Source organism: Phyllobacterium sp. 22229 (genome assembly GCF_052056495.1).
Lineage (GTDB): Bacteria > Pseudomonadota > Alphaproteobacteria > Rhizobiales > Rhizobiaceae > Phyllobacterium > Phyllobacterium myrsinacearum.
The window spans coordinates 12,394-38,567 of record NZ_JBQEPA010000025.1 but is presented as its reverse complement, the minus strand read 5'-3'; the positions used below and the strand labels follow the sequence as shown (position 1 = coordinate 38,567).

Genomic DNA, 26,174 nt, shown 5'->3' with positions numbered 1-26,174 from the left:
CCCACTAGTCCTTTTTCTTGAGTGCTGAATTGATGAAACCGCTCATGACGCCAACGAAAATCAGCGGCGGCAGGGACAGAACGATGACCGACGCGTTCAAAATGCCCCACGGCACGTTGCGGCCGAGCAGGGTGAATTCCGAGGCGATGATCGGAAGCGTCTTGGCATCCGAGGTCGTGAGCATCAGCGCGATCAGGAATTCGTTCCAGACGAGAATGAAGCTGAAGATCACCGCACCGGTCAGTGACTTCGCTGCGATCGGCAGAGCCACCTTGAAGAACACGGCGTAGGCGCCGTAACCGTCGACAATGGCCGCTTCCTCAACCTCGCGCGGCACACGCGTGAACGCCGGAATAGCAAGCCAGATGATCGTTGACATGGTCAACAGCGTATAGGTGATGATCAGTGCCGTCCTGCTGTCATACAGACCGAGATCCAGCCAGATGGCGATGAGAGGTATGGCCACGGCAACGGGCGGCAAAAAACGCAGTGACAAAACAAAAAACTGAATGTCATCGGAAAAACGATTGGGATAGCGCGCAACCGCGTAGGCGGCCGGTATGCCAAGCACCGCTCCGATCAGCACCGATGCGCCCGCGATGACAACCGAGTTGATCAATCCATGCTGAACGTTGTCACGTCCCAATACATAGATGTAATTGTCGAGCGTTGGCGTGAAGAACAGCTTCGGGGTCGTCGAGACAATATCGACGAGTTGCTTGAACGAGTTCAAGAACACCCAGAAAATCGGGAAAATGGCGATGAAAACGAGGATCGCGAGTGCCAACTTCGCCGTTGGAGATTTTGATTTTACTGCCATTTGCGCACCCATTTCCAAAGAACCGTGAAGGTAATAATGGTGGCGAGCATCATCAGAACCGCCATGCTGGAGGCGTAGGAAATTTTGCCGGCCTCCACGAAACCTTGTGAAAAGGCATACATATCGAGCGTTTCCGTTGCGATGCCGGGACCGCCGCGGGTCATGACATAGATGAGGTCGAATGCACGCAGTGACTCAACCATCTTGACGAACACGAGACTGATCAAGGGCGCCGCAAGCATGGGAATGCCGATATAGAAATGCACTTCCCAGGTCTTCGCATTGTCGAGCCGCGCCGCTTCAAAGGGTTGCGGCGGCAAGGTCTCAAGCAGTTTCAAGACAATGACCGAAAAGAAAAGTCCCCATTGCCAGACATCGACAACTGCGACCGATGCGAGTGCCGTTGCGGGCAGCGACAGAAAATCAATCGGCGCGCCAGTCAGCAGCTTGACCGGATAGTTGATCAAACCGAACAGCGGATTGAACATGAACTTCCAGACGAAGGCAGCAGAGACGCGGGGCAGCATCACCGGGATAATGAAGAGGATCGAAACCAGGCTTCGCATGCGCGGTGAAGCGCTCTCGAAGAGGAAGATTGCCAGGAGCACTGCCACCACCATGGTGGCCGTCACCGTCACCACTTCCCAGATCAGCGATATCCATATCGCATTGATGAAACGCCGGTCACCGAACAGATCGATGAAGTTGGCAAACCAGATGTAGCTGCTGTTGGGAAAACTCAGTTCCCGATTCTGCAGCGCAATATTGACTGCAGCGATCGTCGGCACGAATGCCAGGATGGCCAGAATGATCAGTGGCGGTATCAGAAAAACCGCAGGAAGAGTTGTTTTTCGTTTCATTCCGGCAATCCTGTCAAACGATTGGCCAGCTGCCCTGGGGCTCCGCATGACGATGATGCGAAGCCCCGGACAGCGCGACGGGAGGATGTCGCCATGGGTTAGCGGCGGGCGATCAGCTTGTTGGCGTACGCTTCGAGCTCATCGAGCCCGCCCTTGATGTCGGTGCGCGTGCCGGTGATCAGTTCTTCGAGAATGATACCCCAGCGGTCGCCCAGATCCGGCCAATCGGCATTGACCCAGAAGTTGACATCCGTGTATTGCGCCGTCTCGTTCAAGGCATTGCCGATTTCAGCGCCGTATTTCTGCTTGAAAGCATCGCTGTTGATGACACTGGTGCGATTGATGTCGCCAAAAATGCCCCGCTCCAGCCGCCGCTCTTCATTCTGTTTGGACGTCGCCCAAGCGATAAACGCGCCCGCGCATTTCCTCGCCGCATCATCGGCGTTGGCCTTTGCCCCGATAGCGAGGCCATGTCCGTAGCCACCGCCAACCAATGGGCGCGGCGGAACGGTATAGCCAACCTTGCCGGCAACGGATGATTGCTTTGGATCTTCGGTCTGCCCGGCCAGCGGACTGGACTCGATGATCATGGCAACATTGCCTGAATTGAAGGCCTCGGTGACTTCCGTCCAGCTGCCGGTCTGGGTGCCGGGAGCGGAATACTGGAACAGTCGAAGATAGGTCTCCGTCGCTTTTACCGCGGCATCCGAGTTGAATGTCGGCTTGCCGTCAACAAACCACTGGCCGCCAAATGCCTTGAAATAGGTCATCCATCGCCAGACATTGGCCCCGGAGCCACGACCGCCGCGCAACGCCGTTCCATAAAATCCCTTGGCCGGATCATTCAGCTTGGCGAGTGCGGCCTCGTATTCATCTAACGTCTTCGGCGGCGTGATCCCTGCCTTTTCCAGAACGTCCTTGCGGTAGTACAGCAGATCGCCTCCGCCCTGGATCGGCGCGAAATAGGCGACGCCATTGTAACTGGCGACCTTTTTGCGGCCCGCATCGAAGTCATCATAACTGGCATCTGCAGGGTAATATTCAAGCAGCGGCACAATCCATTTCGACTCGGCAAACAACGCGACATTGGCTTCGTCAATGTAGTAGACATTATACTTGCCTGTTGTGGCCGCCTCCGCCCTTGATTTGGCACGGCGGTCATTTTCGTTCAGGTAATCGAATTCGAACGATGCGCCCGACAATTTCTTGAATTCATCTTTGTAGCTTTCAAGCAGGGTAAGACTGTCGCGCGGCTGGGCCAGAACCCGGACGGTACTGGTACATATCTGCGCATTCGCCACATTTGCAAAAACGAGCAGGCTGACACCGCTCACAAGTGCAGTGCAATAAGACGTTCGTAGCATTGGTTATCCTCCCAAAGTTCCTTTTTCCCAGGATATGGCAGGCGTTTCTCCTCTCACCCACTCAATCCGGCAAGAAAATTGGCAGAGGAAAATGAGCTCCGATAGCAGCAAATTTTCAAAAAACTGATACGAATTTGCAAGACTTACCTATCGTCGGCTGCTCCAGCAGCCGATGGCAAACCACGCAGGCTTATTGTCATTGCACCGGTAGGCAGCAAGCCCGCCTTTGGTCAGGCCGTCACTGGGCGCCGACCGGCCGCGGCGGGTAGATGGCCTGCACCTGCGCGGCCCTGGGTGCGCCTGATATCGCACCCGTTGTCATGGCCGAGGTTGCCGGGGCGGTTTTTCCGGCAACCAGCATGTCTTCGTGCACCCAACCGATCATGTCGGTGGCGGGAATCACGATATGATGCCATTTGCCGGTCTTGCCATAGGACCGCATTTCGCGTCCCTTTTCCACGGTACCCGCCGGTTCGGATTTATCCCACGCATTGCGCCGCAAAGTCAGCCTTTCCCGGGCATAGACCACCGACGGCGTCATGTTGGGCATATTGATCCCGCGTGGCAGGTGAATGCCTGTCCGGTCTGTAGGACCAACGGACAAAGCTGGGCGTTGCAACGGTTGTGGCTGCTGCAATGCTGTCCGCTGCAGCGGTGTGGGCACCACCGGGCTCTGCGATTGCGCGCCGACGGGAATGGAGGGGCGCGGAACCGGTGCAGTGAACGCGGTCGCGGGGCTACTGTCCTGGCGCGGCGCGGCTTTCGCAGTCTGTTTGCCATCTGTTTCAGGTTTTGCAGCCGCGGATCGGCTGGTCTGCGCCGCTGGACGCTCAAACCATCCGGCGAAGGCTTTCAGCGGGCCTTTGTGCTGGGTTGCCGACCATATGCTCAATGCACCGACACCGGCAATCACGGCAAGAGCCAGAAATATACCGGTGGAGGACCCACGGGAGGCGGCCCGTGAGGATGTCCGCCTGGGCGAACGTGACGGTGAACGGGTGCTGCGCTTTCTCTTGGCCATATAAATCCTGCCCTTTTCGGCCCGGTTGCGGTTGGGCCAGATCACTATCGGGTTTGACAACACGCCTGAGCGTCGAATCGCGATGTCATCCAGCCTGACAGGGCTTCCTTGGTATTTCGTTACCGGGCAGCAAAGACACGACATAGCAGCGGCCCGAGGGATAAGACCGCTGGAGCCGCCGGCGCTTTCTGGATCAGATCTGCGCTTCGATGGCCGCCTTGTCTATCACCGACCAGACCAGTGCAATCTTCCCGTCACGAAACTGGTAGAACACGTTTTCGCTGAAAGACACCTTCCTGCCATTGATGGGAAGGCCAAAGAAATTTCCCTTGGGCGTCACGTTGAACAGGAGCCGGGCGGCGATATGGGATTGGTCGGAGACCAGCAGGTCAATATTGAAATACAGATCCGGAATTTCGACGAAGTCCTTCACCAGCAGCCCACGATAACCCGTCAACCCGATCAGCTTTCCGTTGTAATGCACGTCCTCCTGAACGAAATTTCCGAGGTTCGGCCAATCCTGCCTGTTTAGGCAGGATATATAGGCCTTGTAGATTTCCGCGAGGTTTGTCTCAGTCATGAAAACTGCTCCTTGGCTACCGGTGAGGTTGGGGATGAGGCGAATAGGTGCGTCGGCGACGCAGTAAGACTCAACTTATGACAACATGCCAGCACTTATCCAAATCGGGCGCGAAGCAGCCATATAGGCATGAGCAATCCGGGTGCCGGAACAAAGGCTCTGGAAACATTCTGTAAAGCAACTGGACAAATCGCGATAAGTTCAATCTATTGTCACGGACATCCAACTTAACTCAGTGTTATTGCAGGGGGATTGAGCAATGAACATGAAAAGCTTTCTCACATTACTTATTTTTTGTTCCACAATGATTTTTTCGGCAGGTTCTGCTTTTGCTGACGCCGCCTATACGACCGGAAATGTCAATCTGCGCACCGGTCCGGCAACACATTACGCGCGCGTTGGTACTCTGGCCGCGGGAACACGCGTCAATGTCCTGGCCTGTCAGTCAAACTGGTGCCGGATCGGCCGGCAGGGGATCCGGGGATGGGTGTCGGCCAACTATCTCGATCGCATCGCCGTTCACAGGCCTGCCATCGTGGTACGGCCAACAATCATTGTACGCCCCCCCTATCATCACGGTCACCGTCCGCCGCACCGGCCTCACCGCCCTCGTCCGAATTGCAAGATCGCACCGGGATTCTCTTGCCGGTGATATCGCCGGCACGCTCCTTCAGCCGCGGAGGTTGAAGGAGCGTTATTCTGCACACCATTAACTGTAAATCGCCTTACAACTCAGTAATATTCAGATAAATCATTTTCATTCGACAGATTAGAGTGTAGAAACGCTTTCTGCGCTCTGAAACTTCACATCTATCAATACCAATCTTAACTTGAACACAACTGATATCTCCCCATAGTGTTGTTACGAGTAGGTATGCGTCGATGAAATTCATTTTCCGCAATGTTCTCGGATTAGGTCTACTCTTGTCTTCCAGCCTCTTTTTTCATGCCCATGCCATGGCTGAACCAGGCATTTGCATCCGGCTCCGACAGCAACTCAAGCTGCCGGTCCGGGAAGAGCCGCAGACCAGCAGAGCCGTTCAGGCGCAGGCGATCAAACTTCAGCAGGCGCGCGCTCGCGCCAGCCAGGCGGGTTGCGGCAACACGCTCTTTTCCCGGGGCGATCCAAAGCAATGCGCGCGTTTTCAGCGGAATATCGAAAGCTTGATGAACGGGCTTGAGAGACAGAAGCGCGCAGAACTCCATTCCATAGGGTCCGCCCCTTCCAGGGCGCGCATTCTTGCGTCCCTCAAAGCAAATGGCTGTTCCGAAGAGCGGCGGCCGGGGCTGCTCGAAGCCCTTTTCGGCAGTTCCACTCCCGAGCCTGCAGTGAGGAAGACCGCAACCCTTCCCCGGCAGATGATTGAAAGAAAGCGGCCGAGGCAACCAAGTCAAACCACCGATGCATCGAGTAGAAAACTTTACCGGACACTGTGCGTGCGAACCTGCGATGGATATTATTTTCCAATCTCTTTCGCGGTCCAGACCATATATTTCGATCGCGACCAGAACACCTGCAGTGAAATGTGCCCCGGATCGGAGGTAAAATTATACTCCCATGCCATACCGGAGCAGTCTTCCGAGGACATGATCTCTGTTGAAACCAAGACCCCTTACAAGGATCTGCCAGCCGCGTTCAATTACCGGATTGTCGGCGTCCCGGCCGCAGCGCAATGCACGTGCCATACTGCGCAACCATCACTGAATGCGGCAGCGCCCGCAAGCCAAAAAGCCTCAACCGTCATTGGTCCCGAGCTGCCAATGGCGAAACATGGCGCCAGGGATGAACGGGCAACAGAAACGGGCACCATAGCCAGGGACGGCGGCAACCCTTTTGGCATGATCCTGGCAGCACCCGCCCAGGAAAATAACCGGCGTAATGTACGCATAGTCGGTTCGGCATATCTCCCCGATGACGAAGGAAAAATCGATTTCAAGGCATCACGGCCATCCGAACCGCTTTTTGCCCAAGACCCCGACCGGGCAAACAGGTTCACCTTCGGCATGGCCATCGAAACGGTCGCAGCCGATATACTGAAGCGGCTTGGAGACTAGGCCGCGCGCACATAAATCTGGTCGAAATGCACCTGAGGGGCATGGCAATTGACCTCCGTTTCAAACCAGCGCCGCCACATATTGCGCGATGGGCAGACAGGAGGTCAGCCCCGGACTTTCAATACCAAACAGATTGACCAGACCTTTTACACCATGCGACGACGGCCCCTCGATAAGGAAATCCGTCACCGTTTCGCCTGCGATACTCAGTTTTGGCCTGATGCCGCAATAGGCAGGCTGGAGAACCCCATCGGGCAAAGCAGGCCAGTATTTCCGTATCGCCTCATAGAAGCGCTCGGCCCGCGCCGGATCGACCGAATAGTCAATGGTATCCACCCACTCGACATCCGGGCCAAACCGCATGCTGCCTCCCAGATCGAGTGTCAGGTGGATACCCAGACCTCCGGGCTCCGGCACAGGATAAATCAGATGCTGAAACGGCGCGGTACCTGGCACCGAGAAATAGTTTCCCTTTGCATATCGGCGCTCCGGCACGTGATGCTTCGGCAATGCCGCGATTTTCGCCGCCAGTTCAGGCGCGTTCAGCCCGCAGGCATTGATAAACACATCCGTGCGGAATTCGTACGGCCGACCGGTTTCCGTCTCGATTGTGTGAACGACAAATCCGTCGCTGTCAGCGTCCACGGACACCACCTTGGTGTGGGTTGCGATCATTGCATCGTGCGCCTGCGCATCTCCAAGCAGCGCCAGCATCAGGTCATGGCAATCAACGATTCCGGTAGACGGCGACATAATCGCGGCCGTGCAGTTCAGTTCCGGTTCGACGCGCCGGGCTTGCGCGCCGGAAAGGAATTGCAGATCACTCACGCCGCATCTGCGGGCGCGCCCGGCAATTTCGGTCAGGGTCTCAACCTGCCGGTTGTCTGTCGCAACGATCAGTTTGCCGCAGCGCTTATGCGCTACGCCGTATGCATTCGCAAACCGGTAGAGCGCCGCATTGCCATCCACGCACAACCACGCCTTCAAACTCGTTTCCGGGTAATAGAGGCCAGCATGGATTACACCCGAATTGCGGGAGCTGATTCCATTGCCCACCCCTCCGCTCTCCTCGGCAATGAGCGTTTCAATTCCTCGCCTTGCAAATTCACGCGCTATGGCAATCCCGATGACGCCACCACCCGCAACAACGCAGCCTATGCGATCCACTCTTCACCCCATCGTCTCACGGAATCATGATGTCAGTTTTTTCTCCAGGCTCTGCAGCGTCTCTATTATCTTGCTGCCGACCCGCTCATAGCTGGGATAATGCAAGAGGTGTTCCTTGTCCCAGTCAGCCGGTGAAAGATCATTGGCACCATCTTGCGGCGCAAAATTCTTCAGCTCGTTGAGAAACTCCTGAACCGAGCGCGCCGTCGGCGGGGTCCCGGTTGCCGCGTACAGGAAAAGAGCCCGCAGCCAGAACTGGATCGCCATCATCTCTGTCCGTATCTGCTCGTCCTCAATCATGGAAATCCTGGCTCACACGCTACGCCCTTCACACCCATTTCTTTACCACTATTGTGAGCCGGATTGGTAATTGGTCTGACGGATATCAGGTATATCCTTAAGCGTTCGGCTGACATGTGAAGACAATAAAAACGATTATCTTCCGATATCTTTCAATGGACACGGCAGCGCCAATTGTCACCCTTCGATTCTTGCCCGCATCGTATTGAGGACCGGGATACGTCGAACGGCTTAGCCGCCTTTCAACTGAAGAGACAGCTTAAACCGGCTTTCGCAAAGCGCTAGGATCAATGCTGCCTGTGTGCCGTACGACGTAAATATCTGCCCGGCGAACAAGCGCTCGAAAAACGGTCGACAATCATTCAGAGAGGTCAGAGGGTGAGCGCTGTACGCCGGGCATTTTTCATGGCGATACTGGAACAGTATTCGCAAGTGATCGTCAGCGTGGCGATGATCACGATCCTGTCGCGCATGCTGAGCAGCAGCGAGATCGGGATAGCCGTCATCGGTTTGGGAATTGGCACGATTGCGCTCACGGTCAGGGAGTTCGTCACGTCGGAATACCTCATTCAACGTGGCACGCTCACACGCGAAGACATAAGAACCAGCTTCACGCTGACCCTCGGCTTCTCCATGGCCATAGGCTGCGCCCTGTTTTTTTCAGCGCCGTTCCTTTCCCGATTTTATGCCGCGCCCGAGCTGCTCGCATTCATCAAAATACTGGCCTTTGCCGGCGTCATCGATGCCGCTGTCTGTCCAATCATCGCCCTGCTGCGCCGGGATCTCACCTTTGGTGCGGTAACCCGCATCAACGCCATCGGAAGCATCACCAATGCGGTCGCAACCATCGCATTTGTCGCCCTGCATTTCGGCTTCATGAGCTTTGCCTGGGGAACGCTCGCCTCGGCTATCGTACGGATGCTTCTTGCTTTTCACACCAGACCAATCTTCTGGATGTTAAACCCCTGCTTGAAGAGCTGGCGGGCGGCTTTCGCCTTCGGCTCCTACAAAGGCGCCTCAACCCTCCTGGACCGCTCCTATGAGGCACTTCCCCAGCTTGTCCTGGGCAGGATCATGCCGCTCACGGCAGTCGGCCTCTACAATCGTGCAAATCTCGTCTGCGGCCTGCCGGACAAGATCCTGCTTTCAGCAATCTTCTCCGTCGCCTTTCCCGCATTTGCATCCGAAGTCAGGGCGGAGCGCGACGTCAAAGCGGCTTATCTGCGCATCATAAGCTACATCACGGCCCTCTATTGGCCGGCAACCCTGGCAATGGCCATTCTGGCCTATCCGATTGTCCGCATCGCGCTTGGCCCGCAATGGTCCGAGACGGCACCTCTGGTCCAGATCTTTGCGCTTGCGGCGCTCTTCTGGTTTCCCAATATTCTGACTTTTCCCGTTCTCGTCGCGATGGGGGCAAACAGACAGGCATTCGAAGCCAATTTCATTGGCCGGGGGCTGTCGATGCTTGTGATCTGCGCCGCCAGCTTTTTCGGGCTCTACGCCCTGGCACTGAGCCAGTTCATTGTCCTGCCCTTCCAGATGTATCTTTCGCTGGTCTATGTCCGCCGGCAGGTCCCCTTCGCCTGGGGTGAGCTGTTCCAGGTTTTATACAGAAGCGGCCTGGTCACGATGTATGCCATTGCCGGTCCACTGCTCGTTCTCGCCGCCAACCGCTTCCAGTTCGACATGTCGATTGCGCAAGCCTGCATTGCCGGTCTGCTCTCGGCCATCGGATGGCTGGCAGCGCTGGCTTACTTCAGGCATCCGTTCTTCGACGAAGTGGAAAACATTGCAAGGATCGCAATGCCTGCACTGCTGGCAAGGATAAACACCGCGGTTGCCAAATGAGCAACCCCGCGCTTCGCTTCAAGGATTGGATCTTCGACAATGAAATCCATTGACGTGGTCATACCAAACTACAATTACGCCCAGTATCTGCAGAACTGCGTCGACAGTGTGCGCAGCCAGCCTGCCGAGAGGCTGCGCATCCTGATCATCGACAATGCCTCCACCGATGACAGCGCTGTTATCGCCAGGACGCTGGCGAGTGCCGATCCCAGAATAGAACTGATGCTGCGCCCCAGAAACCTCGGGGCGCATGCTTCCTTCAACGATGGCATCGACTGGGCCCAATCGGACTATTTTCTGATCCTTTGCTCGGACGATTATCTGGCTCCGGGCGCGCTCGCCAGGGCGATGAGCTTCATGGAGGAAAATGACGACGTTCACTTGACCCATGGCAGGACGCATTTTCGTGCAGACGCCACCGACGGCGATCATCTGCCGGACACCCCCTCGCTTTCGGATTGGTCAAAACAGGACGGCAAATCCTTTCTGACCTCTCTCTGTCAAAGCGGCAGGAATTTTGTGAGCGGGCCCACAGTGGTCGTGCGTACGGCGATCCAGAAGAAAGCCGGGTATTACAAGCCCGCCCTGCCCCACACCGACGATCTTGAGATGTGGCTGCGTTTTGCACTTCACGGTGCAGTAGGCCGAACGGATAATATTCAGGCAGTCGCAAGAGTCCATGCTTCCAATCAGTCCGCGACCGTTCGCACCCTGGAGCAATGGAGCGTCGAATTCGAGGCGGCGTTCCGGTCATTCTTCGAGAATGACGGGGCAGTTCTTCCCGAGGCGGAAGCACTTCTGCGGCAAGCGCGCGATGCGTTGAGTGAACGGGCCTACTGGTCGGCAATCGCGCAAATATGCCGGGGTGAACCGGGCGCTACAGCGTTGATGCGTCACGCTATCCGGCTGCGGCCGTCCGCAGCCTGGCTGCCACCGTTCCGCTATCTGCTCAACAGATCAGACGCCTCGGCATTGATAGGCCGCAGCGCAAAGGCCCTCGGCCGGCGGCTTGGTACATCCATGACCTCGGGCGGCCGGTTATAACGATATGGCGAACTGTGCCGTGAAAAGCGGACCGATAACAGCTTCTTCCAGCAATTTTTCCTGGATGAAAAGCTGCCGTTGAACCCGCGCATTCGCTCTGGCCAGCTCCAGATGCACCTGGTTGAGGTCTGCAAGCATGCGCCGGGTCTGGTCTTTCAGGACTTCGACATCAAAGGTTTCAATGTGCTGGCACGCGTGCTGGTCATATTGGGCCAGGAGTTCATCATTCTTCTGGGCATATCCGAGCGAGATCGTGGGGCGGGCGAGCTTCAAGGCACAGACAACATTGTGATAGCGCGTCACAACCACAATATCGGTCTTGCCGATCTCCCGCATCAGGTCGTGGAGCGTGGCGCCATGCTCCACCGTAATGCGCTCCTCTGGCCTGTCGCGGGCTGGGACCGAGAGTCGCTCGGTAATATCACCCACGGCCTTCCAGTCGCGCTCGTCGCCGGTCAACAGACGGACATTGTGCCCCTCATCGAGCAGCCACTGGATGAAGGAGGCCAGCTTGCCGATATAGGAGCGATAGATTGCTTCACCAAACACCGCATCCTTTGACCATCCGCGGTAATCCATCACGCCGACGCCAACGGTCACCGGGCTGTTATATCCGGGAGACGGGAAAGATGGGACTGGAAGCCGGAACGCAATATCGGGGAACAGGCCATCGCGCTCGACAGAAAGCCCAATCCTTTTCATATAGGCTAGAGAGTAGCTGTCCCGATAGGACCGGTACTGCGCCATCCTGGCTGCCGAACGCAGGAACCAGCGGCTGAGGGGATGCTCGATCGGCCCCGCACCGATGCTGACGAACGCGATGTTCGCCCCCCGCAACCGGGCGGCCAAACACCAGCGAAACAGCACAAACGGCCAGCCAAAGGGCATCTCCTGGAAATCATCCAGAATACCGGTGCCGGGAATGATCAACAGGCCAACGCCGCTCAAGCTTGCAAACAGCATGTAGATGCTGGCGATACGGCGCGGGATATCGGCAAGAAACGCATTCATACGAATGAACCACGGGTCTTGCAGAACCAGACCGCTGATCCCGATCGACTTGATCTTATATTCCTTTTCGACCAGCTCCGGATTGGAACAGATACACATGAGTTCGGCTTCGAACGGTAATGAACGCAGGAAATTCACCATAGCTTCAAGCGAGCCGTCATTCCCGGTATTACCGCTGCCAAACTGCCCCAGTAAGCATATTTTCATCCCTGCATCCTCAACATCGCGCGCGATCAATCGGATATCTTGCAGAGCAAAGTTTGCGGCTGCCGCCCGGCAAAAAACACATGGCCTTTGGAACAGCGCGGCCAGCCTATTGAGCAAGGGGCTTCACCCAAAGGGTTATAGGCCTCACCCGCCGCGACACATTCAATTCGCGCGCCTCCCGGTCCATGCTGTTTTCCGGATGAAGCCGAAACACGCAAGGACAGGACTTCATGAAGTTCGCATATTTCGTCCGCCCCCATATTGGCGGCACATATACGGTGTTCAGACAGCTGCGGGCCGCCCTGGCTGAAAAGGACATAGACGTCCGCTGGCTGGGGATGGCCTCCTACGGCGTGCCCTACGATGCCCAATGGCTTCCGGAGTTCTCATACGGTTCGCTTGTGGAAACACCCAATGGCGCGAGCGAACGGGATCAGGCTGAAGCCCTTGCGCAAGCGCTCGAAGAAGGCCAATTCGACGGAATATTCATCAATGTCCTCAGCGACCGAATTCAAACGAATATTGCGCGTTATCTTCCCGACAGGTTCCTTCGCATCATGATCGTGCACAACATCACTGCCGGCACTTACAGCGCGGCAGGCGCGATCAGGGACCACGTGCACGCAACCGTCGGGGTTTCCGACCGCATTTGCAGTGACCTGGTCAGGAAACTGGGCTTCCCCGCCGACCGAACCTTTGCAATTCCGCATGCTGCGGGCACATCGGCCGTGCGGCAATTCAAAAGGAAACCCAGCCCGGACGATATATTGCGGGTCATTTTCCTTGGCCGCGTCGAGGATGCATCGAAAGGGGTGCTCTGGCTGCCGGATATTTTCGCGCATCTGCCGCAATCCATCCACCTCACCATTGCGGGTGATGGTCCGGATCTCGAACGACTGAAGTCAAGGATGGCGCCACATCAACGGCAGGCCGCTTTCCTCGGCGCTGTTCACCCAGAAGCCGTTTTCGATCTCCTGCTTCGGCATGATGTGCTCATCATGCCCTCGCGTTTCGAAGGATTTGGCCTGACCATTACCGAAGCAATGTCAGCCGGCTGCATACCGGTTGTTTCGCGCATCCGGGGGGTTACCGACACCATCGTCGATGATGGCACCAACGGCTTCCTCTTCACCATCGGCAATGTCCGGGAAGCCGCAGAGATCATCGGCCAGATCCATTCCAGCCCGCAAACAGCGCATTGGATGTCCGATGCGGCCCGGTGCAAGGCAGACGGCACATTCACCATCGGGAATATGGCGGAACGGTATGACGGCGTCATCCGGCAGATCACGGCGCATAGGCCCGCAATCGCACCATCACTTAGAATCAAAGACTGGGCCATGCCGAAAGGTCTGCGCCCGGGTTTGCGAACTTTCGTACCGCGCCCGGTGAAGAATTGGCTGCGCATGATGCGGGAGCGCATTTGAAGATATCGCGGCATATCAGGCAGAAGGGGTTTGGCACATGGCTGCATCCATCCACAATTTCGAAAAGTCCGATCACCTGCGCGAACTGGCACATGATCTGGTGCCCGGCGGCGCACACACCTATGCGAAAGGCGACGACCAATATCCCGTGCTGTCGCCCGGCTTCATAGCCCGGGGGTACGGCAGCCACATCTGGGACATCGATGGCAATGAATATATCGAGTATGGCATGGGCAACCGTGCGGTGGGACTGGGCCACGCCTATTCCCCTGTCCTTGAGGCCGTCATGCGCCAGCTCCAGCGCGGCTGCAACTTCACCCGCCCGGCCGAAATCGAGGTCGAATGCGCAGCGACCTTCCTTGCGACGGTGCAGTCAGCCGAAATGGTTAAATTCTGCAAGGACGGCTCCGATGCGACATCGGCAGCCGTTCGACTGGCACGGGCCGTCACCGGGCGGGATATGGTCGGTGTTTGTGCGGACCATCCATTCTTCTCGACCGACGACTGGTTCATCGGTACGACGCCAATGAATGCAGGTATACCAGCTGCCATTCAGGCACTGACCGTTGGATTCAAGTATAATGATCTCGAAAGTGCGCGCGCGCTCTTTGAACGGCATCCCCACAGGATCGCCGCGCTCATACTCGAGCCGTCGCGCAGTGAAGCCCCGGCGCAACCGTTCCTGAACGATCTGATGGAGTTGTGCCACGAGAACGGGGCTTTGCTCATTCTCGACGAAATGATCACGGGGTTCCGCTGGCATGCAGGCGGTGCGCAGAAACTCTACGGTATCGAACCGGATCTCTCATGCTTTGGCAAAGCGCTTGGTAACGGCTTCTCCGTCTCGGCGCTCGCCGGCAAACGCGAATTCATGAACCTCGGCGGCATCACGCAGGTGGTCAAACCGAGGGTATTCTTGCTGTCGACAACGCACGGCGCAGAAACCCACGCGCTCGCCGCAGCGATTGCCACCATGCGGATCTATCAGAACGAACCGGTGATCGAACATCTTCACGCACAGGGACGTCGGCTGAGAAGCGGTGTTCAGCAGTCGATTGCCCGGCATGATCTTGCCAGTTACGTCAGCGTTACCGGCCGTGATTGCTGCCTTGCCTACACCACTCTGGATACCGAGCGCTTGCCCTCGCAGGCGTTCAGAACATTGTTCTTGCAGGAAACGATCCGCCGCGGTGTTCTCATGCCGTCGCTGGTCGTAAGTTACACACATACGGACGAGGATATCGACCGCACGATAGATGCGATCGATGGGGCGCTGGCCGTCTACAAGAAGGCGCTACAGCACGGCGTGGACAAGTTTCTGGTTGGCCGCGCTTCGCAGCCGGTTTTCCGCCGCTTCAACAGTCCCGACACACCCACGCCCGTTCTAAAACGCGTCAGCAATGCTTGACGCGTTTGCAAGGCGGGTTCTGCAATGGGCGCTGTTGTTGCTTCTGGGGTTGTGCACGCCGGCGGAGGCAGGGAAAACAGCGTTCCCCCTGCAGGTCTCGGTCAACCAACGCCATCTGGAAGATGCGGACGGGCGGCCATTCCTGATAGTAGCGGACACGGCCTGGTCTCTGATAGGGGACCTGTCCCGTGAAGAAGCCGACCACTATCTGGAGGATCGCAGGAAACGCGGTTTCAACACCATTTTGGTTTCGCTCATCGAGCACCGCTTCAGCCGCAACGCGCCGGGTAATTTCTACAGGCGCAAGCCATTTGCGGCAGGCGGCTTTGCCGCCCCCAACGACGCGTATTTTGATGATGCCGAATGGATCCTGCGCCGGGCGCAGGACCGCGGATTTCTCGTTCTGCTCGTCCCGGCCTATCTCGGCGTGAATGGCGGAGACCAGGGATGGTATGGCGAGATGCGCAATGGCGGCGTGGCGGCAATGAACGCCTATGGAACCTATATCGGCAAGAGATTCAGTAAATTCAACAATATTATCTGGGTACAGGGTGGTGATTACGATCCGCCGGATATGAACCTGGTCGATGCCCTGGCCGGATCGATAGCCCGCGCCAACCCCAGCGCATTGCAAACGGTGCATGGCGGGAGAGATGCACGGACCGACCTCGTCTGGCAGGCATCCTGGAAGAGGCTCGATACACTCTACACCTATGGCAATGTTGCCCAGGCAGCGCTTGTTCAATATCGCGTATCACCGGCAAGGCCGTTTTTTCTCATTGAAGGGCTGTATGAGGGGGAGAACGGGGCAACGGAGGAAACGGTCCGGGCAACGGCATATTCCGCCCTCCTGTCCGGTGCCGGCGGCCAGGTATTCGGCAACAATCCCGTCTGGCACTTTTCCGGTCCCGGTGTGCATGAGGAAACCGGGACCTGGCAGAAAGCGCTCGCAAGCCGCGGTGCCCAAAGCATGACCTATCTCATGCAATTCTTCGAAACCATTCCCTGGTGGGAACTTGAACCCGATCAGAACAAGTTGCTGACGCCGCAACGCCAGCCCGCCTCCAGCATCGCTGTGGGCGCCCGTTCTCCCGGCGAAAGGCTTGTCGTGGTCTATCTCTCAGGCGCGGACAGCGTCTCCCTCCAGGTGAAGGCGGACTGGCCCGCAAGCCGGGATATCCGCTGGCTCGACCCGTCCTCCGGACAGTACATGGCTGCCACCGAGCCGATGGCGGGCGTTGCCGGCGCGTTGGAATACCATGTTCCGGCGGCCCGGAATGCGTCGGGTTACCGGGACTGGCTTCTCATTGCCAAACAGCGCGACTAAGGCAGATCAGGCAAAAGAAGTAGGCGCTTCGCCGAAGGTTCAGCCAATTGCATTCTCGATCCTCCAAACTCCTCTCTCGTCCGAGCCCGCCCACTGGAAGTACCGTGGCATCAAAGACGGTTTCTTGGAAAGGGTTGGAACAATGAAGGTACTTGTGACAGGACATCGCGGCTATATCGGTTCAGTCATGGTTCCTTTCCTGCAAAAGGCGGGCCATGAGATTCACGGATTCGACAGCGAACTCTACCGGAATTGCCACTATGCACCCGGTGGGACCCTGCCCGACATACCTGGGGTGTGCAAAGACATCCGTGACGTCACTGCAGACGAATTACAGGGCTATGATGCTGTTATTCATCTCGCAGCGCTCTCCAACGATCCGCTGGGGAACCTCAACCCGGAGGTCACCTACGATATCAACCATCGCGCAAGCGTTCATTTTGCGACGACTGCGAAGAAGGCTGGCGTTCCGCGTTTTCTCTACGCCTCTTCATGCAGCAATTATGGTCAATCCGGCAGCGCAACAATCGATGAAACCGGGGAATTGAACCCGGTCACGGCCTATGGATGTTCGAAAGTATTGGCCGAGCGCGATATTGCGGAACTCGCCGACGACACGTTCAGCCCGACCTATCTGCGACCGGCAACGGCCTATGGCCTGTCACCCATGCTGCGTTTCGACATCGTCTTGAACAATCTCGTCGCGTGGGCGGTGACGGAAGGTGTCATCCTTCTGAAATCCGACGGAACGCCATGGAGACCAATCGTCCACATCGAGGATATCTCGCGGGCTTTCCTGGCCGTCTTGCAGGCTCCCCGGCATGCCGTACACAACGAGGCATTCAATGTCGGGCAGTCCGAACACAATTACCGTATCCGCGATATCGCTGAAATCGTCGCGGATATCGTTCCGGGCTGCCGGCTGGAATTTGCTCCCGGTGCCGGCCCCGATACCCGGTCCTATCGGGTCAGTTTCGACAAGATCAGACGGGTTCTTCCGGATTTCAAACCGCGCTGGGATGCACGGGCCGGGGCCGAGCAATTGCATGCGGCCTATATCACTTCGCATTTGACGTTGGCGGAGTTCGAAGGGCCACGCTATCAGCGGATCAGTCATATCCGCCAGCTGCTCGACGACCGGAAACTCACCTCCAACCTGCGCCGCCTGTCAGCAACGGAGCGCCATTCCGCACTATCCGATGCCATTATATGACCATCCCGCACCCGTTGATAACAACATGGTAAATGCGCCCGACCGGACAAGGTCCTCCGTTGGAACAGCGACAGACATGGGTCTTGCCATTCACACCCTGGCTGCCCGCCTGTTTCCCATATGCCGCAGCATCACGGGCAACGGCGTCCGTGACACCTTGGCCATTCTGGGTCAGCAGATCGATATGGCCGTGCACGAGGTTCCCACGGGCACGCCGGTGTTCGATTGGGTCGTACCTCCCGAATGGAATATTCGCGATGCCTATGTAAAGGATGGCTCCGGCCGCAAGCGCATCGATCTGGCCAAATCCAATCTGCATGTGGTCAGCTACAGCAATCCCATTCACCGCGTCATGCAGCTAAGCGAACTCAGATCCCATATCCACACATTACCGGATCAGCCCGATCTGATCCCATATCGAACCTCATACTACAGTGAGCAATGGGGCCTGTGTACAAGCCATAATGCCCTTCTTGCACTGGCGGATGGCGAATACGAGGTACTGATTGACGCGGAAAAGACCGACGGACATCTCACCTATGGTGAATATCTGCACAAAGGCAGCACTGACAGGGATGTGCTGTTTTCCGCCCATATCTGTCATCCCTCGCTTGCCAATGACAATTGTTCCGGTCTCGCCCTCTTGACCCTGTTGGGCAAGAGCATGCAGTCCCGCAAGACACGCTACAATTATCGCTTCCTCTTTGCGCCTGGAACGATCGGGGCGTTGACCTGGCTTGCCCGCAACGAAGACAAGGTCGCGCGCATCGATCATGGCCTGGTCGTATCGTGCGTCGGAGACGGCGGCGGCCCCACCTACAAGCGCAGCCGGCAAGGCAATGCCATGATCGACCGGGCGATGGAAAGCGTCCTGTGCTGCGGCAACCGGCAAGCGATCATGCAGGATTTCAGCCCCTACGGATATGATGAACGGCAATATTGTTCCCCGGGATTCAATCTTCCCGTCGGCCTGTTCCAGCGCAGCGGTTTTGGAACCTTCCCCGAATATCACACCTCCGCGGACAACATGGCGCTCATCACGCCCGAAAATCTTGCGTTTTCCTACCAGATGATCAGCGAAGTCATTGATATCATTGAAACGAACTGGACCCCGGTCAACCTTTTTCCCAAGGGCGAGCCGCAACTGGGCAGGCGCGGCCTCTACGCCTCGCTGGGAGGTGACAAATCAGCGGTGCAGACCTCGATGGCCTTTCTCTGGGTTCTCAATCTCGCTGATGGAAATTACAGCCTTCTCGACATGTCACTGCGCTCCCGCCTGCCCTATGCGGATATTTTCCGCGCCGCGCAATTGCTGCTGGAAAAAGGATTGCTTGGCGGCGAGCTGCCGCAGGCATGATGAAATGGACACCGCCTGAGGAGCCGGCAGGCTCCTCATATCCCTTGCTGCACTCATGTTTGGGTCAACTGCAAAACTGCGCGCCGAGAAGCGGCCAGGACCGGTCCTTCTCGGAAAGGACCGCGGGCGGCGCCGGCCAATCGATGGCAAAGGCCGGGTCATCAAAGCGCACACCATCGGCAGCGGCTGGGTGGTAAAATTCTGAAATCAGATAGGACACCACGGCATCATCGCTCAGGGTCTGGAATCCATGCGCGAAACCCTTGGGTATATAGAGCTGGCGATGGTTACCCTCCGACAGTTCAAACCCCGCATAACGCCTGTAACTCCGCGAATCCGGACGCAAATCGATGATCACATCCCATATTGCGCCCCTTATGCAGGAAACCAGCTTGACCTCTGCGTGCGGCGCCTTCTGGAAATGCATGCCGCGCACCGTATGCATGGTCAATGAATGCGAGGCGCTATGCTGAACGAACTCGGCGGCAAGCCCGTGTTCACGGAATTCCTGTGTGCAAAATGTCCGGGCAAATGATCCGCGCGCGTCGTGATGAGGCAGCGTCTCCACAAGCCATGCTCCACTCAGTTCTGTCTCGGTGAACCGCATCTGTTCCCGCCTCATCCCCGATGATCTGCCAATAGTGGGCACGATCTTGTCAGAGCCCCGGCATGAATGAAACTCTCCAATAGAGGTAGCGAAAGCTGTACTTGAGGGTGATCGCGGCGCTACCGCGCCCTTTTCGCCGCGGTGCCGTTTCAAAGCACACCGTTTGACGGAACGCCGCTTTCACGGGTCATCCGTTCGGATGATCCGTTTGATCGCATTGGCAGGTCGCCTGCCATCCCGTGAGGCCATAGATTCAGACTGGGGAAGACAATCCCCCGCATCCAGGACACCGGCAATTCATCGGGAGCGAAGGCATGAATCTACTGACGAACACGTTTCCCCTGGCGAACCAATCAGGCAGCAGGACCCATGTCTGCCGCCTTTGCAGCACGCCCCTCAGACATACATTCGTCGATCTCGGCATGTCGCCGCCTTGCGAGAGTTTTGTTTCCCGCGACCGGCTCGATGAGATGGAACCCTATTATCCATTGCACGCCTTCGTTTGCGAGGAATGCCTTCTCGTACAATTGAACGAGTATGTCACGCCGCAGGCCATCTTCGAGGAATATGCGTATTTTTCCTCCTATTCGACCAGCTGGGTCGAACATGCGAGAACCTATTGTCACCAGATAGCCAAGCGGTTGCAGCTCGATACGCAAAGCCTCGTCGTCGAACTCGCCAGCAATGACGGGTATCTGCTGCAGCACTTCATCCCGATGCATATTCCGGCTCTCGGCATAGAGCCGGCCGCAAACGTCGCCAAGGTCGCAATCGAAAAAGGCGTTGCCACCCGGGTGGAATTCTTTGGAGAAGCCTATGCCCAACAGCTGGTTTCGGAAGGTCTGCAGGCCGACCTCATCGTCGGGAACAATGTCCTGGCGCAGGTTCCCGATCTCAATGATTTCGTCGCCGGCATGGTTACGCTGCTGAAACCGCAAGGCGTCATAACCCTTGAATTTCCGCATCTTGAGAAATTGATGTCGCAGGGTCAGTTCGACACGATCTATCACGAGCATTTCTCCTATTTCTCGCTGCTCGCCATCGAACATCTGGCGAAACGGCATCATCTCAAAATTATCGATGTGGAAGAGCTGACGACCCATGGGGGGTCGCTGCGGGTGTACCTTACCCACGCCGCCAGTACATGGCTCGTGCGGGAAAGCGTTGCCCGGATCAGGCAGGATGAAATGAACGCGCGTCTGGATGAGCTGGCCACCTACACCGCCTTCGCCAACCGCGCCCGCAAGGTCAAGCGCGATCTCCTGACCTTTCTCATTGCAGCCAAATCTGAAGGCAAGACGATTTGCGGCTATGGCGCGCCGGGCAAGGGCAACACCCTGCTCAACTATTGCGGCATCGGACCCGACTTCCTCGATTTCACCGTGGACCGCAATCCCTACAAGCACGGCCGCTATACACCCGGGATGCACATCCCGATTGAACCGGTGGAGGCGATCGACCGGCTCAAGCCCGACTACATTCTCATTCTCCCCTGGAACCTCAAGGACGAAATCGTGAAGCAAATGCATCACGTGCGCGAGTGGGGTGCCAAATTCGTCGTGCCCATTCCGGGTGTCGACATTGTTGATCCGAGAGGTGACGAGCTATGAAAGTGGTTCTGTTCTGCGGCGGTATGGGTACCCGTATTCGCGAGTACTCGGAAAATGTCCCCAAGCCCATGATTCCACTCGGCTCCCAGCCTATATTGCGCCACGTGATGCAGTATTATGCCGACTATGGACATGAGGATTTCATTCTGTGTCTGGGTTACAAGGCGAATGTCATCAAGGATTTCTTTCTCAACAGCCGGCCGCAGACATTTGCCGATTGCGTGGTCAGCGGCGACGGGACTGTCGAAGTCCTGGGTGAATCCCAGAAAGACTGGCGCATATCCCTGATTGACACCGGCATCTGGCGCAATATTGGCGAGCGCCTCTGGGCCGTGCGCGACCAGTTGCGCGGCGAGCGCATCTTCCTCGCCAATTACAGCGATGGACTGACCGATGTCGATCTGGACGACATGATTGAAAAATTCGAGGCAAGCGGCAAGATTGCCTGTTTCCTCGCGGTGCGCCCGCCGCTGACCTATCATCTGGCGGACATCGCCGATGACGGCCGCGTTTGCGAATTCCGATCCTCCGACCGTTCGGATATCTGGATCAATGGCGGGTATTTTCTCATGCGCGGTGAAATATTTGACTACATGCGCGAGTCCGAAGAGCTGGTGCTGGAGCCCTTCAGCAGGCTTATCAAGGATAACATGCTCATGGCTTACAAGCATGAGGGGTTCTGGCGTTCCATGGATACGCTCCGCGACTGGCAGGCGTTGCAGGAAATGGTGGAAAGAGGGGAAATGCCGTGGATGATCCATGCGCCCGCCCGCTCTAATTCCAGAACGCAAAAGGTGAAAGCTTTATGAGATCATTGCCCTTTGCCCGCCCCGGGCAACGGCTGTCGGTGTTGTGTCTCGGCGCCCATTCCGATGACATCGAGATTGGTGCCGGCGGCACAATCCTGCACATGATTTCAGGCGGCGCCTTGCTTGACGTTCATTGGTGCGTGATGAGCAGTTCGAGCGAACGCGCCACGGAAGCACGCGCGTCGGCCGATGATTTCCTTGCCGGCGCATTGTCAAAGACGATCGAGATCGCCAATTTCGAAGACAGCTACTTTCCCAGTCAAACGCGTGAATTGAAAGCTTGGCTCAATGCGTTGCGCGGCCGCATCTCGCCCGACATTATTTTCACCCATGCGCGCCACGACGCACACCAGGATCACCGCGAGATCAATCAGCTCACCACGAACGTGTTCCGGGACCACCTGGTGCTGGAATATGAGATTCCCAAATGGGACGGCGACCTGACCGAACGCAATGTCTACCTTCCCTTACCCGCTGAAATCATGCAGCGTAAAACTGAACTCCTCCTCAAACATTTCGGAACCCAGCGGTCCAAGGACTGGTTTGACGAGGATACGTTCCGCGGCCTTGCGCGCCTCAGAGGCATGGAATGCCGTGCACCGAGCCGGTTTGCAGAAGCTTTCACGGTCCGCAAACTGATGCTCGGCATGGGCACCGATCAATAGGCAAATTGCCCGCTGCGCAATCCTCTTGCCTCATTCCAGCAGAACGATCCTTTCACCACGTCCCGTTTTTCCCTACCGGACACACCGTCATGATCCGAGCAGAGCCAACATGGCCTGTCCTGATTCGGAACCGCCGTTTTACAACACCTGCGCGGTCTATAAGGCAGGTCTAAATCACACCCTAAAGCCCGTAATACTCTCGTTCTATTTTGCGCGGGCTACTTCTCTATTTTAATTATACTAATGGATTAGTCACTCCCTAATTGCTCGCTTGCTTCCCATCCAAAGGACTACGCGTGGGGTTAAAGACTTTCTTCAAGGGAAAGCGTAAATTGATATTGCCAAAAGAAGTGCAATTGAGCGGAACAATCCGTTCATGACAAATAAATGTGCAGCAAAGCATCTAACTTGGGGATAAATTATGGAAAATATGCGTAGCAGCCATGCCATAGATGAATCAGTAGATGAAGTTATTCATGAGATTGTCGAAAGCAATGACAATTCATCTTACACAATAAACTCCAATGAGAACAAATTTCAAAAGTATTCTACCAGCGACTATTTGCTTATTATCGACCGGCGCGCCCTTGAGCGAGAGTGTCTCGCTCAGGCTCTGGCCGCCCATCACATGGGCATGAAGGTCAAGACCTGCGGTTCACTGCAGGAATGGCAAACTTCCAATCAAAATGCCGCTGGACTGCGTGCCGTGCTCGTCAACACGGGCAACCGCAACCTGGGCGACGGCGATCTCTCCGCGGAAATATGCGAACTGGTCGAAGCCTTCCAGAGGGTGGCCGTCGTGATGGTCGCAGACAATGATGACCTGACCACCATTCTCAAGGCACTCGAACTGGGTGTGCAGGGTTATATTCCGACGACAGTTGGAATCGAGATCTGCATGCAGGCCATCGAACTTGCGATTGCGGGCGGAAAATTCGTTCCGGCAAGCTGTGTTCTGTCCCTCAGGAAACTCATGGGCGGCCGCAGCGACGAATTCCGGCATATAACGACCTCGTTCACCGCGCGGCAATCGGCCGTTGCCGAGGGATTGCGCCGGGGCAAGGCCAACAAGATCATCGCCTATGAACTCAATCTCTGCGAGAGCACGGTGAAGGTTCACATACGCAACATCATGAAGAAGCTGGGTGCAACCAACCGGACAGAGGTGGCTTACAAGATCGGTGACATGATTCCACACGAATCCAGATTTTGATGCCGGCTGGATCGCAGCCGCTCGCCATCCGATTTTGCAGGAACTCGCGCAATGATCTTCTCCGACAGCATTCCTCACGCATCAGGGCCGGCAATCCATCGCCTTGTGTCAGTTGTTCTCAAGCGGCGCAAAACCATGCTCGCGGCGCTGTCGGCATGCCTCTTGCTGACAACCGCCGCCTATATGACAACACCGGCCCAATATGTATCCGAGGCAATCCTTGCTCTGGACGTGCGCAAATTGCAGGCCCTGCCGACGGAATCGGTCGTCTCGCCTTTGCCGCAGGAAAGCCCGGTATTGCGCACCGAACTCGATATTATCAGCTCACGCATGATGGCGGGCAAAGTGCTGACGCGGCTTGATAGCCTGAACTTCGATGCAGACGGGCGCATCAATCCCGCCGATCAGCAACCGCCAGCAACCGCCGATGGCAATGATCCGGTCAGCCCCTTGCCCGCGCAATCGGACGAGGACCGCAATCGCAGCCGGATCGACAAACTGCTTTCCAACGTCAGCGTGGTGAATGACGGCCGCTCCTACACGATCTACATCAGCTACAGGGCGGACAACCCCCTGTACTCCGCTGCGGTGGCCAATGCCTTTGGCGAAGCCTATCTTGACTATCAGGTCGATCTGCAGACATCCGCAACCCGGCGTGTAAGCGACTGGCTTGGCGGAAAACTTGTCAGCCTGCGCGCAACACTTGAACAATCGGAGCGGGCTGCAGCGGATTTCCGTGAAAAGTCAGGCCTTGTCAAAGCCAACGGCATGACCCTGCAATCGCAACAGATTGCCGCCCTCAACACGGAACTTGCCAATTTGCGGGCCAAGCTCGCGGGCGCCGAGGCGCGCCTTTCCACGGCAATCGACGCGTCGAACAACAAGGCCGGCGTTGCATTGTCTGAAATTCTGGGTTCGCCCGCCATCCAGCAATTGCGCGCCGAGCAATCGCGGGTCGAGCGGTCTCTCCAGGAAATCAGCGAGAGCGGTGCGATGCAAAGTGTGCAGCTGCCACAGCTGAACTCGCAACTGGCCTCGTTGAAGAGCCAGATTGCCGGCGAAGTGCAGCAGGTCATCGATAGTCTGCGGAACGAAATCAATGTCACCCACCGCCAGCAGGCGGCCGTGGAGGCGAACCTCAAGGAAATGCAGGAAGGCATGTCCGCGGCCAACCAGGCCCTCGTACACGCCGACCAGCTCGACCGCGAGGCGAGTGCAAACCGGGCGATCTACGAGAGCTACCTGACCAGATACAAGCAAACCATAGAGCAGGACGGCATCGCAACGGCTGAAGCCCGCATGATCTCGCGCGCCGTCCCGGCACGGTCGAGGGCAAGCCCGCATCTGTCGACCTGGATGGCGCTCGGCATCATCGGCGGCTCATTCCTGGGCATATGCGCGTCCTTCCTTCTGGAAATGAAGGACAAGTCGATCCGTTCGGCACAAGCGCTCGAAAGTGCTACCAGAACCCCCATCATCGGCCGCATCCCCAAACTGTCCAGCCGCGAGCGCAAGAATGCCGCGCTCATTGTCAGCGAAGGGCGCTACAGTTTTGCCCGCGCGATTGCGGATCTGCAGGCGCATCTTCTTTTGTCTTCACCCCAAAAAATGGCCCGTGCGGTTGCAGTCACATCCGCAGGAACCCAGGAAGGCAAAACGCTTATTATTGCCGGTCTGGCCCGGTCATTGGCAGCAACGGGTGTGCGGACCATCATCATCGACGCCAATTTCACCGCTCCTATGGTCGGGCAGGAATTCGGCGATCAGTTCGGGCCCTATCTGGAGGATGTGATCAGAGGCAGGCACACTCTGGAAGCCGTCATTCAGCACGACGTATTTTCCTCGATCGACTTTGTGGCAACGCAAGCCTGTACCGTTCCGGCCGAATTCCTGCTGGGGCACGAGCAATTTGCCAAGGTGATCCATGCCCTGAAGCATCAATATGACGTCGTGCTTATCGATACGCCAGCCGTGTGCCTGGGCGCGGACGCAATCCGTGTGGCCTCGCTCGCCGATACCACAATCCTTGTCGCGCAATGCGAAAAAGCCAACATGGATGACATTCTCAACGCCGTGAAGATACTCAGTTCCGACGGACGAAAACTCAACGGCATTGTCCTCAACAGCGATCCAAGCATCAAGGATGCCTCTCCTCCCGACCAGCTGCCGCCAGCACCCGCCACGGCAAAGCGCTTTGTGCTGGAAATCGCCAGCTACAAGAAACTCCGCTCGTCAGCGGCCAAGGTATGAGGGCGAAA

General features: G+C 56.8%; 23 protein-coding genes. 14 read left to right on the top strand and 9 right to left on the bottom strand.

Translation table 11 applies throughout. From position 1 onward, the window contains the following. Window positions 1–4: 4 nt before the first annotated feature. The 5 genes from ACTJJ7_RS24030 to ACTJJ7_RS24010 all read right to left on the bottom strand — a co-directional run bounded on the left by ACTJJ7_RS24030 (window position 5) and on the right by ACTJJ7_RS24010 (window position 4,645). Window positions 5–820 (bottom strand): carbohydrate ABC transporter permease, encoded by an 816-nt coding sequence (locus ACTJJ7_RS24030; RefSeq protein WP_105735287.1) that lies wholly within the window; start codon window positions 818–820, stop codon window positions 5–7. After that, window positions 811–1,680: a carbohydrate ABC transporter permease gene (locus ACTJJ7_RS24025; RefSeq protein WP_440969075.1), complete on the bottom strand. Its 870-nt coding sequence runs from the start codon at window positions 1,678–1,680 to the stop codon at window positions 811–813. Before ACTJJ7_RS24025 ends, ACTJJ7_RS24030 begins: the two co-directional genes overlap by 10 nt. A 98-nt stretch (window positions 1,681–1,778) precedes the next feature. Continuing rightward, the gene (locus tag ACTJJ7_RS24020; RefSeq protein WP_440969074.1) at window positions 1,779–3,044 is read right to left on the bottom strand and encodes an ABC transporter substrate-binding protein; all 1,266 of its coding nucleotides are present in this window, start codon (window positions 3,042–3,044) and stop codon (window positions 1,779–1,781) included. 238 nt (window positions 3,045–3,282) lie between these two features. Then, the gene (locus ACTJJ7_RS24015; protein WP_130502116.1) at window positions 3,283–4,065 is read right to left on the bottom strand and encodes a hypothetical protein; all 783 of its coding nucleotides are present in this window, start codon (window positions 4,063–4,065) and stop codon (window positions 3,283–3,285) included. 193 nt (window positions 4,066–4,258) lie between these two features. After that, window positions 4,259–4,645: an ester cyclase gene (locus ACTJJ7_RS24010; protein ID WP_105735291.1), complete on the bottom strand. Its 387-nt coding sequence runs from the start codon at window positions 4,643–4,645 to the stop codon at window positions 4,259–4,261. Between the two features lie 259 nt (window positions 4,646–4,904). Between ACTJJ7_RS24010 and ACTJJ7_RS24005 the strand changes: the two genes are divergently transcribed. Beyond that, the gene (locus ACTJJ7_RS24005) at window positions 4,905–5,297 is read left to right on the top strand and encodes an SH3 domain-containing protein (protein ID WP_440969073.1); all 393 of its coding nucleotides are present in this window, start codon (window positions 4,905–4,907) and stop codon (window positions 5,295–5,297) included. 230 nt (window positions 5,298–5,527) lie between these two features. After that, complete coding sequence (locus ACTJJ7_RS24000; protein WP_440969072.1) at window positions 5,528–6,700, top strand: DUF2865 domain-containing protein; 1,173 nt, start codon at window positions 5,528–5,530, stop codon at window positions 6,698–6,700. Window positions 6,701–6,760: 60 nt separating this feature from the next. Here the strand turns inward: ACTJJ7_RS24000 and ACTJJ7_RS23995 are convergent, their stop codons facing one another. Together ACTJJ7_RS23995 and ACTJJ7_RS23990 are read right to left on the bottom strand one after the other, a co-directional pair. Next, entirely contained in the window at window positions 6,761–7,867 is a 1,107-nt protein-coding gene (locus tag ACTJJ7_RS23995) for an NAD(P)/FAD-dependent oxidoreductase (RefSeq protein WP_440969071.1), read from the bottom strand. Window positions 7,868–7,891: 24 nt separating this feature from the next. After that, a complete protein-coding gene (locus tag ACTJJ7_RS23990; RefSeq protein ID WP_105735295.1) occupies window positions 7,892–8,167 on the bottom strand; it encodes a hypothetical protein in 276 nt (91 codons plus the stop codon). Between the two features lie 378 nt (window positions 8,168–8,545). Between ACTJJ7_RS23990 and ACTJJ7_RS23985 the strand changes: the two genes are divergently transcribed. Both ACTJJ7_RS23985 and ACTJJ7_RS23980 read left to right on the top strand, forming a co-directional pair. Then, a complete protein-coding gene (locus tag ACTJJ7_RS23985) occupies window positions 8,546–10,018 on the top strand; it encodes an oligosaccharide flippase family protein (protein WP_440969070.1) in 1,473 nt (490 codons plus the stop codon). A 39-nt stretch (window positions 10,019–10,057) separates the two neighbouring features. Continuing rightward, complete coding sequence (locus ACTJJ7_RS23980) at window positions 10,058–11,062, top strand: glycosyltransferase family 2 protein (RefSeq protein WP_440969069.1); 1,005 nt, start codon at window positions 10,058–10,060, stop codon at window positions 11,060–11,062. Here ACTJJ7_RS23980 and ACTJJ7_RS23975 read toward each other — a convergent pair. Then, the gene (locus ACTJJ7_RS23975; RefSeq protein WP_440969068.1) at window positions 11,057–12,310 is read right to left on the bottom strand and encodes a polysaccharide pyruvyl transferase family protein; all 1,254 of its coding nucleotides are present in this window, start codon (window positions 12,308–12,310) and stop codon (window positions 11,057–11,059) included. The two genes, ACTJJ7_RS23980 and ACTJJ7_RS23975, sit on opposite strands and share 6 nt — an antisense overlap. 200 nt (window positions 12,311–12,510) lie before the next feature. On the opposite strand from ACTJJ7_RS23975, the gene ACTJJ7_RS23970 reads away from it, so the two are divergent. From ACTJJ7_RS23970 to ACTJJ7_RS23950, 5 genes are all read left to right on the top strand, one after another. Continuing rightward, complete coding sequence (locus tag ACTJJ7_RS23970; protein ID WP_440969067.1) at window positions 12,511–13,707, top strand: glycosyltransferase family 4 protein; 1,197 nt, start codon at window positions 12,511–12,513, stop codon at window positions 13,705–13,707. A gap of 37 nt (window positions 13,708–13,744) precedes the next feature. Continuing rightward, complete coding sequence (locus tag ACTJJ7_RS23965; RefSeq protein ID WP_440969066.1) at window positions 13,745–15,115, top strand: glutamate-1-semialdehyde 2,1-aminomutase; 1,371 nt, start codon at window positions 13,745–13,747, stop codon at window positions 15,113–15,115. Next, a complete protein-coding gene (locus ACTJJ7_RS23960; protein WP_440969065.1) occupies window positions 15,108–16,442 on the top strand; it encodes an apiosidase-like domain-containing protein in 1,335 nt (444 codons plus the stop codon). Before ACTJJ7_RS23965 ends, ACTJJ7_RS23960 begins: the two co-directional genes overlap by 8 nt. A gap of 142 nt (window positions 16,443–16,584) precedes the next feature. Next, window positions 16,585–17,655 (top strand): NAD-dependent epimerase/dehydratase family protein, encoded by a 1,071-nt coding sequence (locus tag ACTJJ7_RS23955; protein ID WP_440969064.1) that lies wholly within the window; start codon window positions 16,585–16,587, stop codon window positions 17,653–17,655. A gap of 25 nt (window positions 17,656–17,680) precedes the next feature. Further along, window positions 17,681–19,012 (top strand): DUF4910 domain-containing protein, encoded by a 1,332-nt coding sequence (locus ACTJJ7_RS23950; RefSeq protein WP_440969063.1) that lies wholly within the window; start codon window positions 17,681–17,683, stop codon window positions 19,010–19,012. A gap of 64 nt (window positions 19,013–19,076) precedes the next feature. On the opposite strand, the gene rfbC is transcribed toward ACTJJ7_RS23950, so the two are convergent. Continuing rightward, entirely contained in the window at window positions 19,077–19,619 is a 543-nt protein-coding gene (rfbC, locus tag ACTJJ7_RS23945) for a dTDP-4-dehydrorhamnose 3,5-epimerase (protein WP_440969062.1), read from the bottom strand. Between the two features lie 314 nt (window positions 19,620–19,933). Here rfbC and ACTJJ7_RS23940 point away from each other — a divergent pair, with 314 nt between their 5' ends. From ACTJJ7_RS23940 to ACTJJ7_RS23920, 5 genes are all read left to right on the top strand, one after another. Further along, window positions 19,934–21,229, top strand: coding sequence for a methyltransferase domain-containing protein (locus ACTJJ7_RS23940; protein WP_440969061.1), 1,296 nt, complete (start codon window positions 19,934–19,936; stop codon window positions 21,227–21,229). Continuing rightward, the gene (locus ACTJJ7_RS23935; protein ID WP_105735305.1) at window positions 21,226–22,038 is read left to right on the top strand and encodes a glucose-1-phosphate cytidylyltransferase; all 813 of its coding nucleotides are present in this window, start codon (window positions 21,226–21,228) and stop codon (window positions 22,036–22,038) included. The genes ACTJJ7_RS23940 and ACTJJ7_RS23935 overlap by 4 nt, the downstream gene beginning before the upstream one ends. Further along, window positions 22,035–22,703: a PIG-L deacetylase family protein gene (locus tag ACTJJ7_RS23930; RefSeq protein WP_440969060.1), complete on the top strand. Its 669-nt coding sequence runs from the start codon at window positions 22,035–22,037 to the stop codon at window positions 22,701–22,703. The genes ACTJJ7_RS23935 and ACTJJ7_RS23930 overlap by 4 nt, the downstream gene beginning before the upstream one ends. A 562-nt stretch (window positions 22,704–23,265) precedes the next feature. Beyond that, window positions 23,266–23,916: a response regulator transcription factor gene (locus ACTJJ7_RS23925; RefSeq protein WP_245421155.1), complete on the top strand. Its 651-nt coding sequence runs from the start codon at window positions 23,266–23,268 to the stop codon at window positions 23,914–23,916. 51 nt (window positions 23,917–23,967) lie between these two features. Next, window positions 23,968–26,166, top strand: a complete 2,199-nt coding sequence (locus tag ACTJJ7_RS23920) for a GumC family protein (RefSeq protein WP_440969059.1) — start codon at window positions 23,968–23,970, stop codon at window positions 26,164–26,166. Window positions 26,167–26,174: the final 8 nt, after the last annotated feature.

Bases quoted from the DNA above. Each gene is read 5' to 3' on its own strand.
- ACTJJ7_RS24015 (WP_130502116.1), bottom strand. From the start codon at position 4,065: ATGGCCAAGAGAAAGCGCAGCACCCGTTCACCGTCACGTTCGCCCAGG.
- ACTJJ7_RS23930 (WP_440969060.1), top strand. From the start codon at position 22,035: ATGAGATCATTGCCCTTTGCCCGCCCCGGGCAACGGCTGTCGGTGTTG.
- ACTJJ7_RS23980 (WP_440969069.1), top strand. From the start codon at position 10,058: ATGAAATCCATTGACGTGGTCATACCAAACTACAATTACGCCCAGTAT.
- ACTJJ7_RS23955 (WP_440969064.1), top strand. From the start codon at position 16,585: ATGAAGGTACTTGTGACAGGACATCGCGGCTATATCGGTTCAGTCATG.
- ACTJJ7_RS23950 (WP_440969063.1), top strand. From the start codon at position 17,681: ATGGTAAATGCGCCCGACCGGACAAGGTCCTCCGTTGGAACAGCGACA.
- ACTJJ7_RS24000 (WP_440969072.1), top strand. From the start codon at position 5,528: ATGAAATTCATTTTCCGCAATGTTCTCGGATTAGGTCTACTCTTGTCT.
- ACTJJ7_RS23920 (WP_440969059.1), top strand. From the start codon at position 23,968: ATGATCTTCTCCGACAGCATTCCTCACGCATCAGGGCCGGCAATCCAT.
- ACTJJ7_RS24020 (WP_440969074.1), bottom strand. From the start codon at position 3,044: ATGCTACGAACGTCTTATTGCACTGCACTTGTGAGCGGTGTCAGCCTG.
- ACTJJ7_RS23970 (WP_440969067.1), top strand. From the start codon at position 12,511: ATGAAGTTCGCATATTTCGTCCGCCCCCATATTGGCGGCACATATACG.
- ACTJJ7_RS24025 (WP_440969075.1), bottom strand. From the start codon at position 1,680: ATGAAACGAAAAACAACTCTTCCTGCGGTTTTTCTGATACCGCCACTG.
- ACTJJ7_RS23935 (WP_105735305.1), top strand. From the start codon at position 21,226: ATGAAAGTGGTTCTGTTCTGCGGCGGTATGGGTACCCGTATTCGCGAG.
- ACTJJ7_RS23940 (WP_440969061.1), top strand. From the start codon at position 19,934: ATGAATCTACTGACGAACACGTTTCCCCTGGCGAACCAATCAGGCAGC.
- ACTJJ7_RS24010 (WP_105735291.1), bottom strand. From the start codon at position 4,645: ATGACTGAGACAAACCTCGCGGAAATCTACAAGGCCTATATATCCTGC.
- ACTJJ7_RS23965 (WP_440969066.1), top strand. From the start codon at position 13,745: ATGGCTGCATCCATCCACAATTTCGAAAAGTCCGATCACCTGCGCGAA.
- ACTJJ7_RS24005 (WP_440969073.1), top strand. From the start codon at position 4,905: ATGAACATGAAAAGCTTTCTCACATTACTTATTTTTTGTTCCACAATG.
- ACTJJ7_RS24030 (WP_105735287.1), bottom strand. From the start codon at position 820: ATGGCAGTAAAATCAAAATCTCCAACGGCGAAGTTGGCACTCGCGATC.
- ACTJJ7_RS23960 (WP_440969065.1), top strand. From the start codon at position 15,108: ATGCTTGACGCGTTTGCAAGGCGGGTTCTGCAATGGGCGCTGTTGTTG.
- ACTJJ7_RS23990 (WP_105735295.1), bottom strand. From the start codon at position 8,167: ATGATTGAGGACGAGCAGATACGGACAGAGATGATGGCGATCCAGTTC.
- rfbC (WP_440969062.1), bottom strand. From the start codon at position 19,619: ATGCGGTTCACCGAGACAGAACTGAGTGGAGCATGGCTTGTGGAGACG.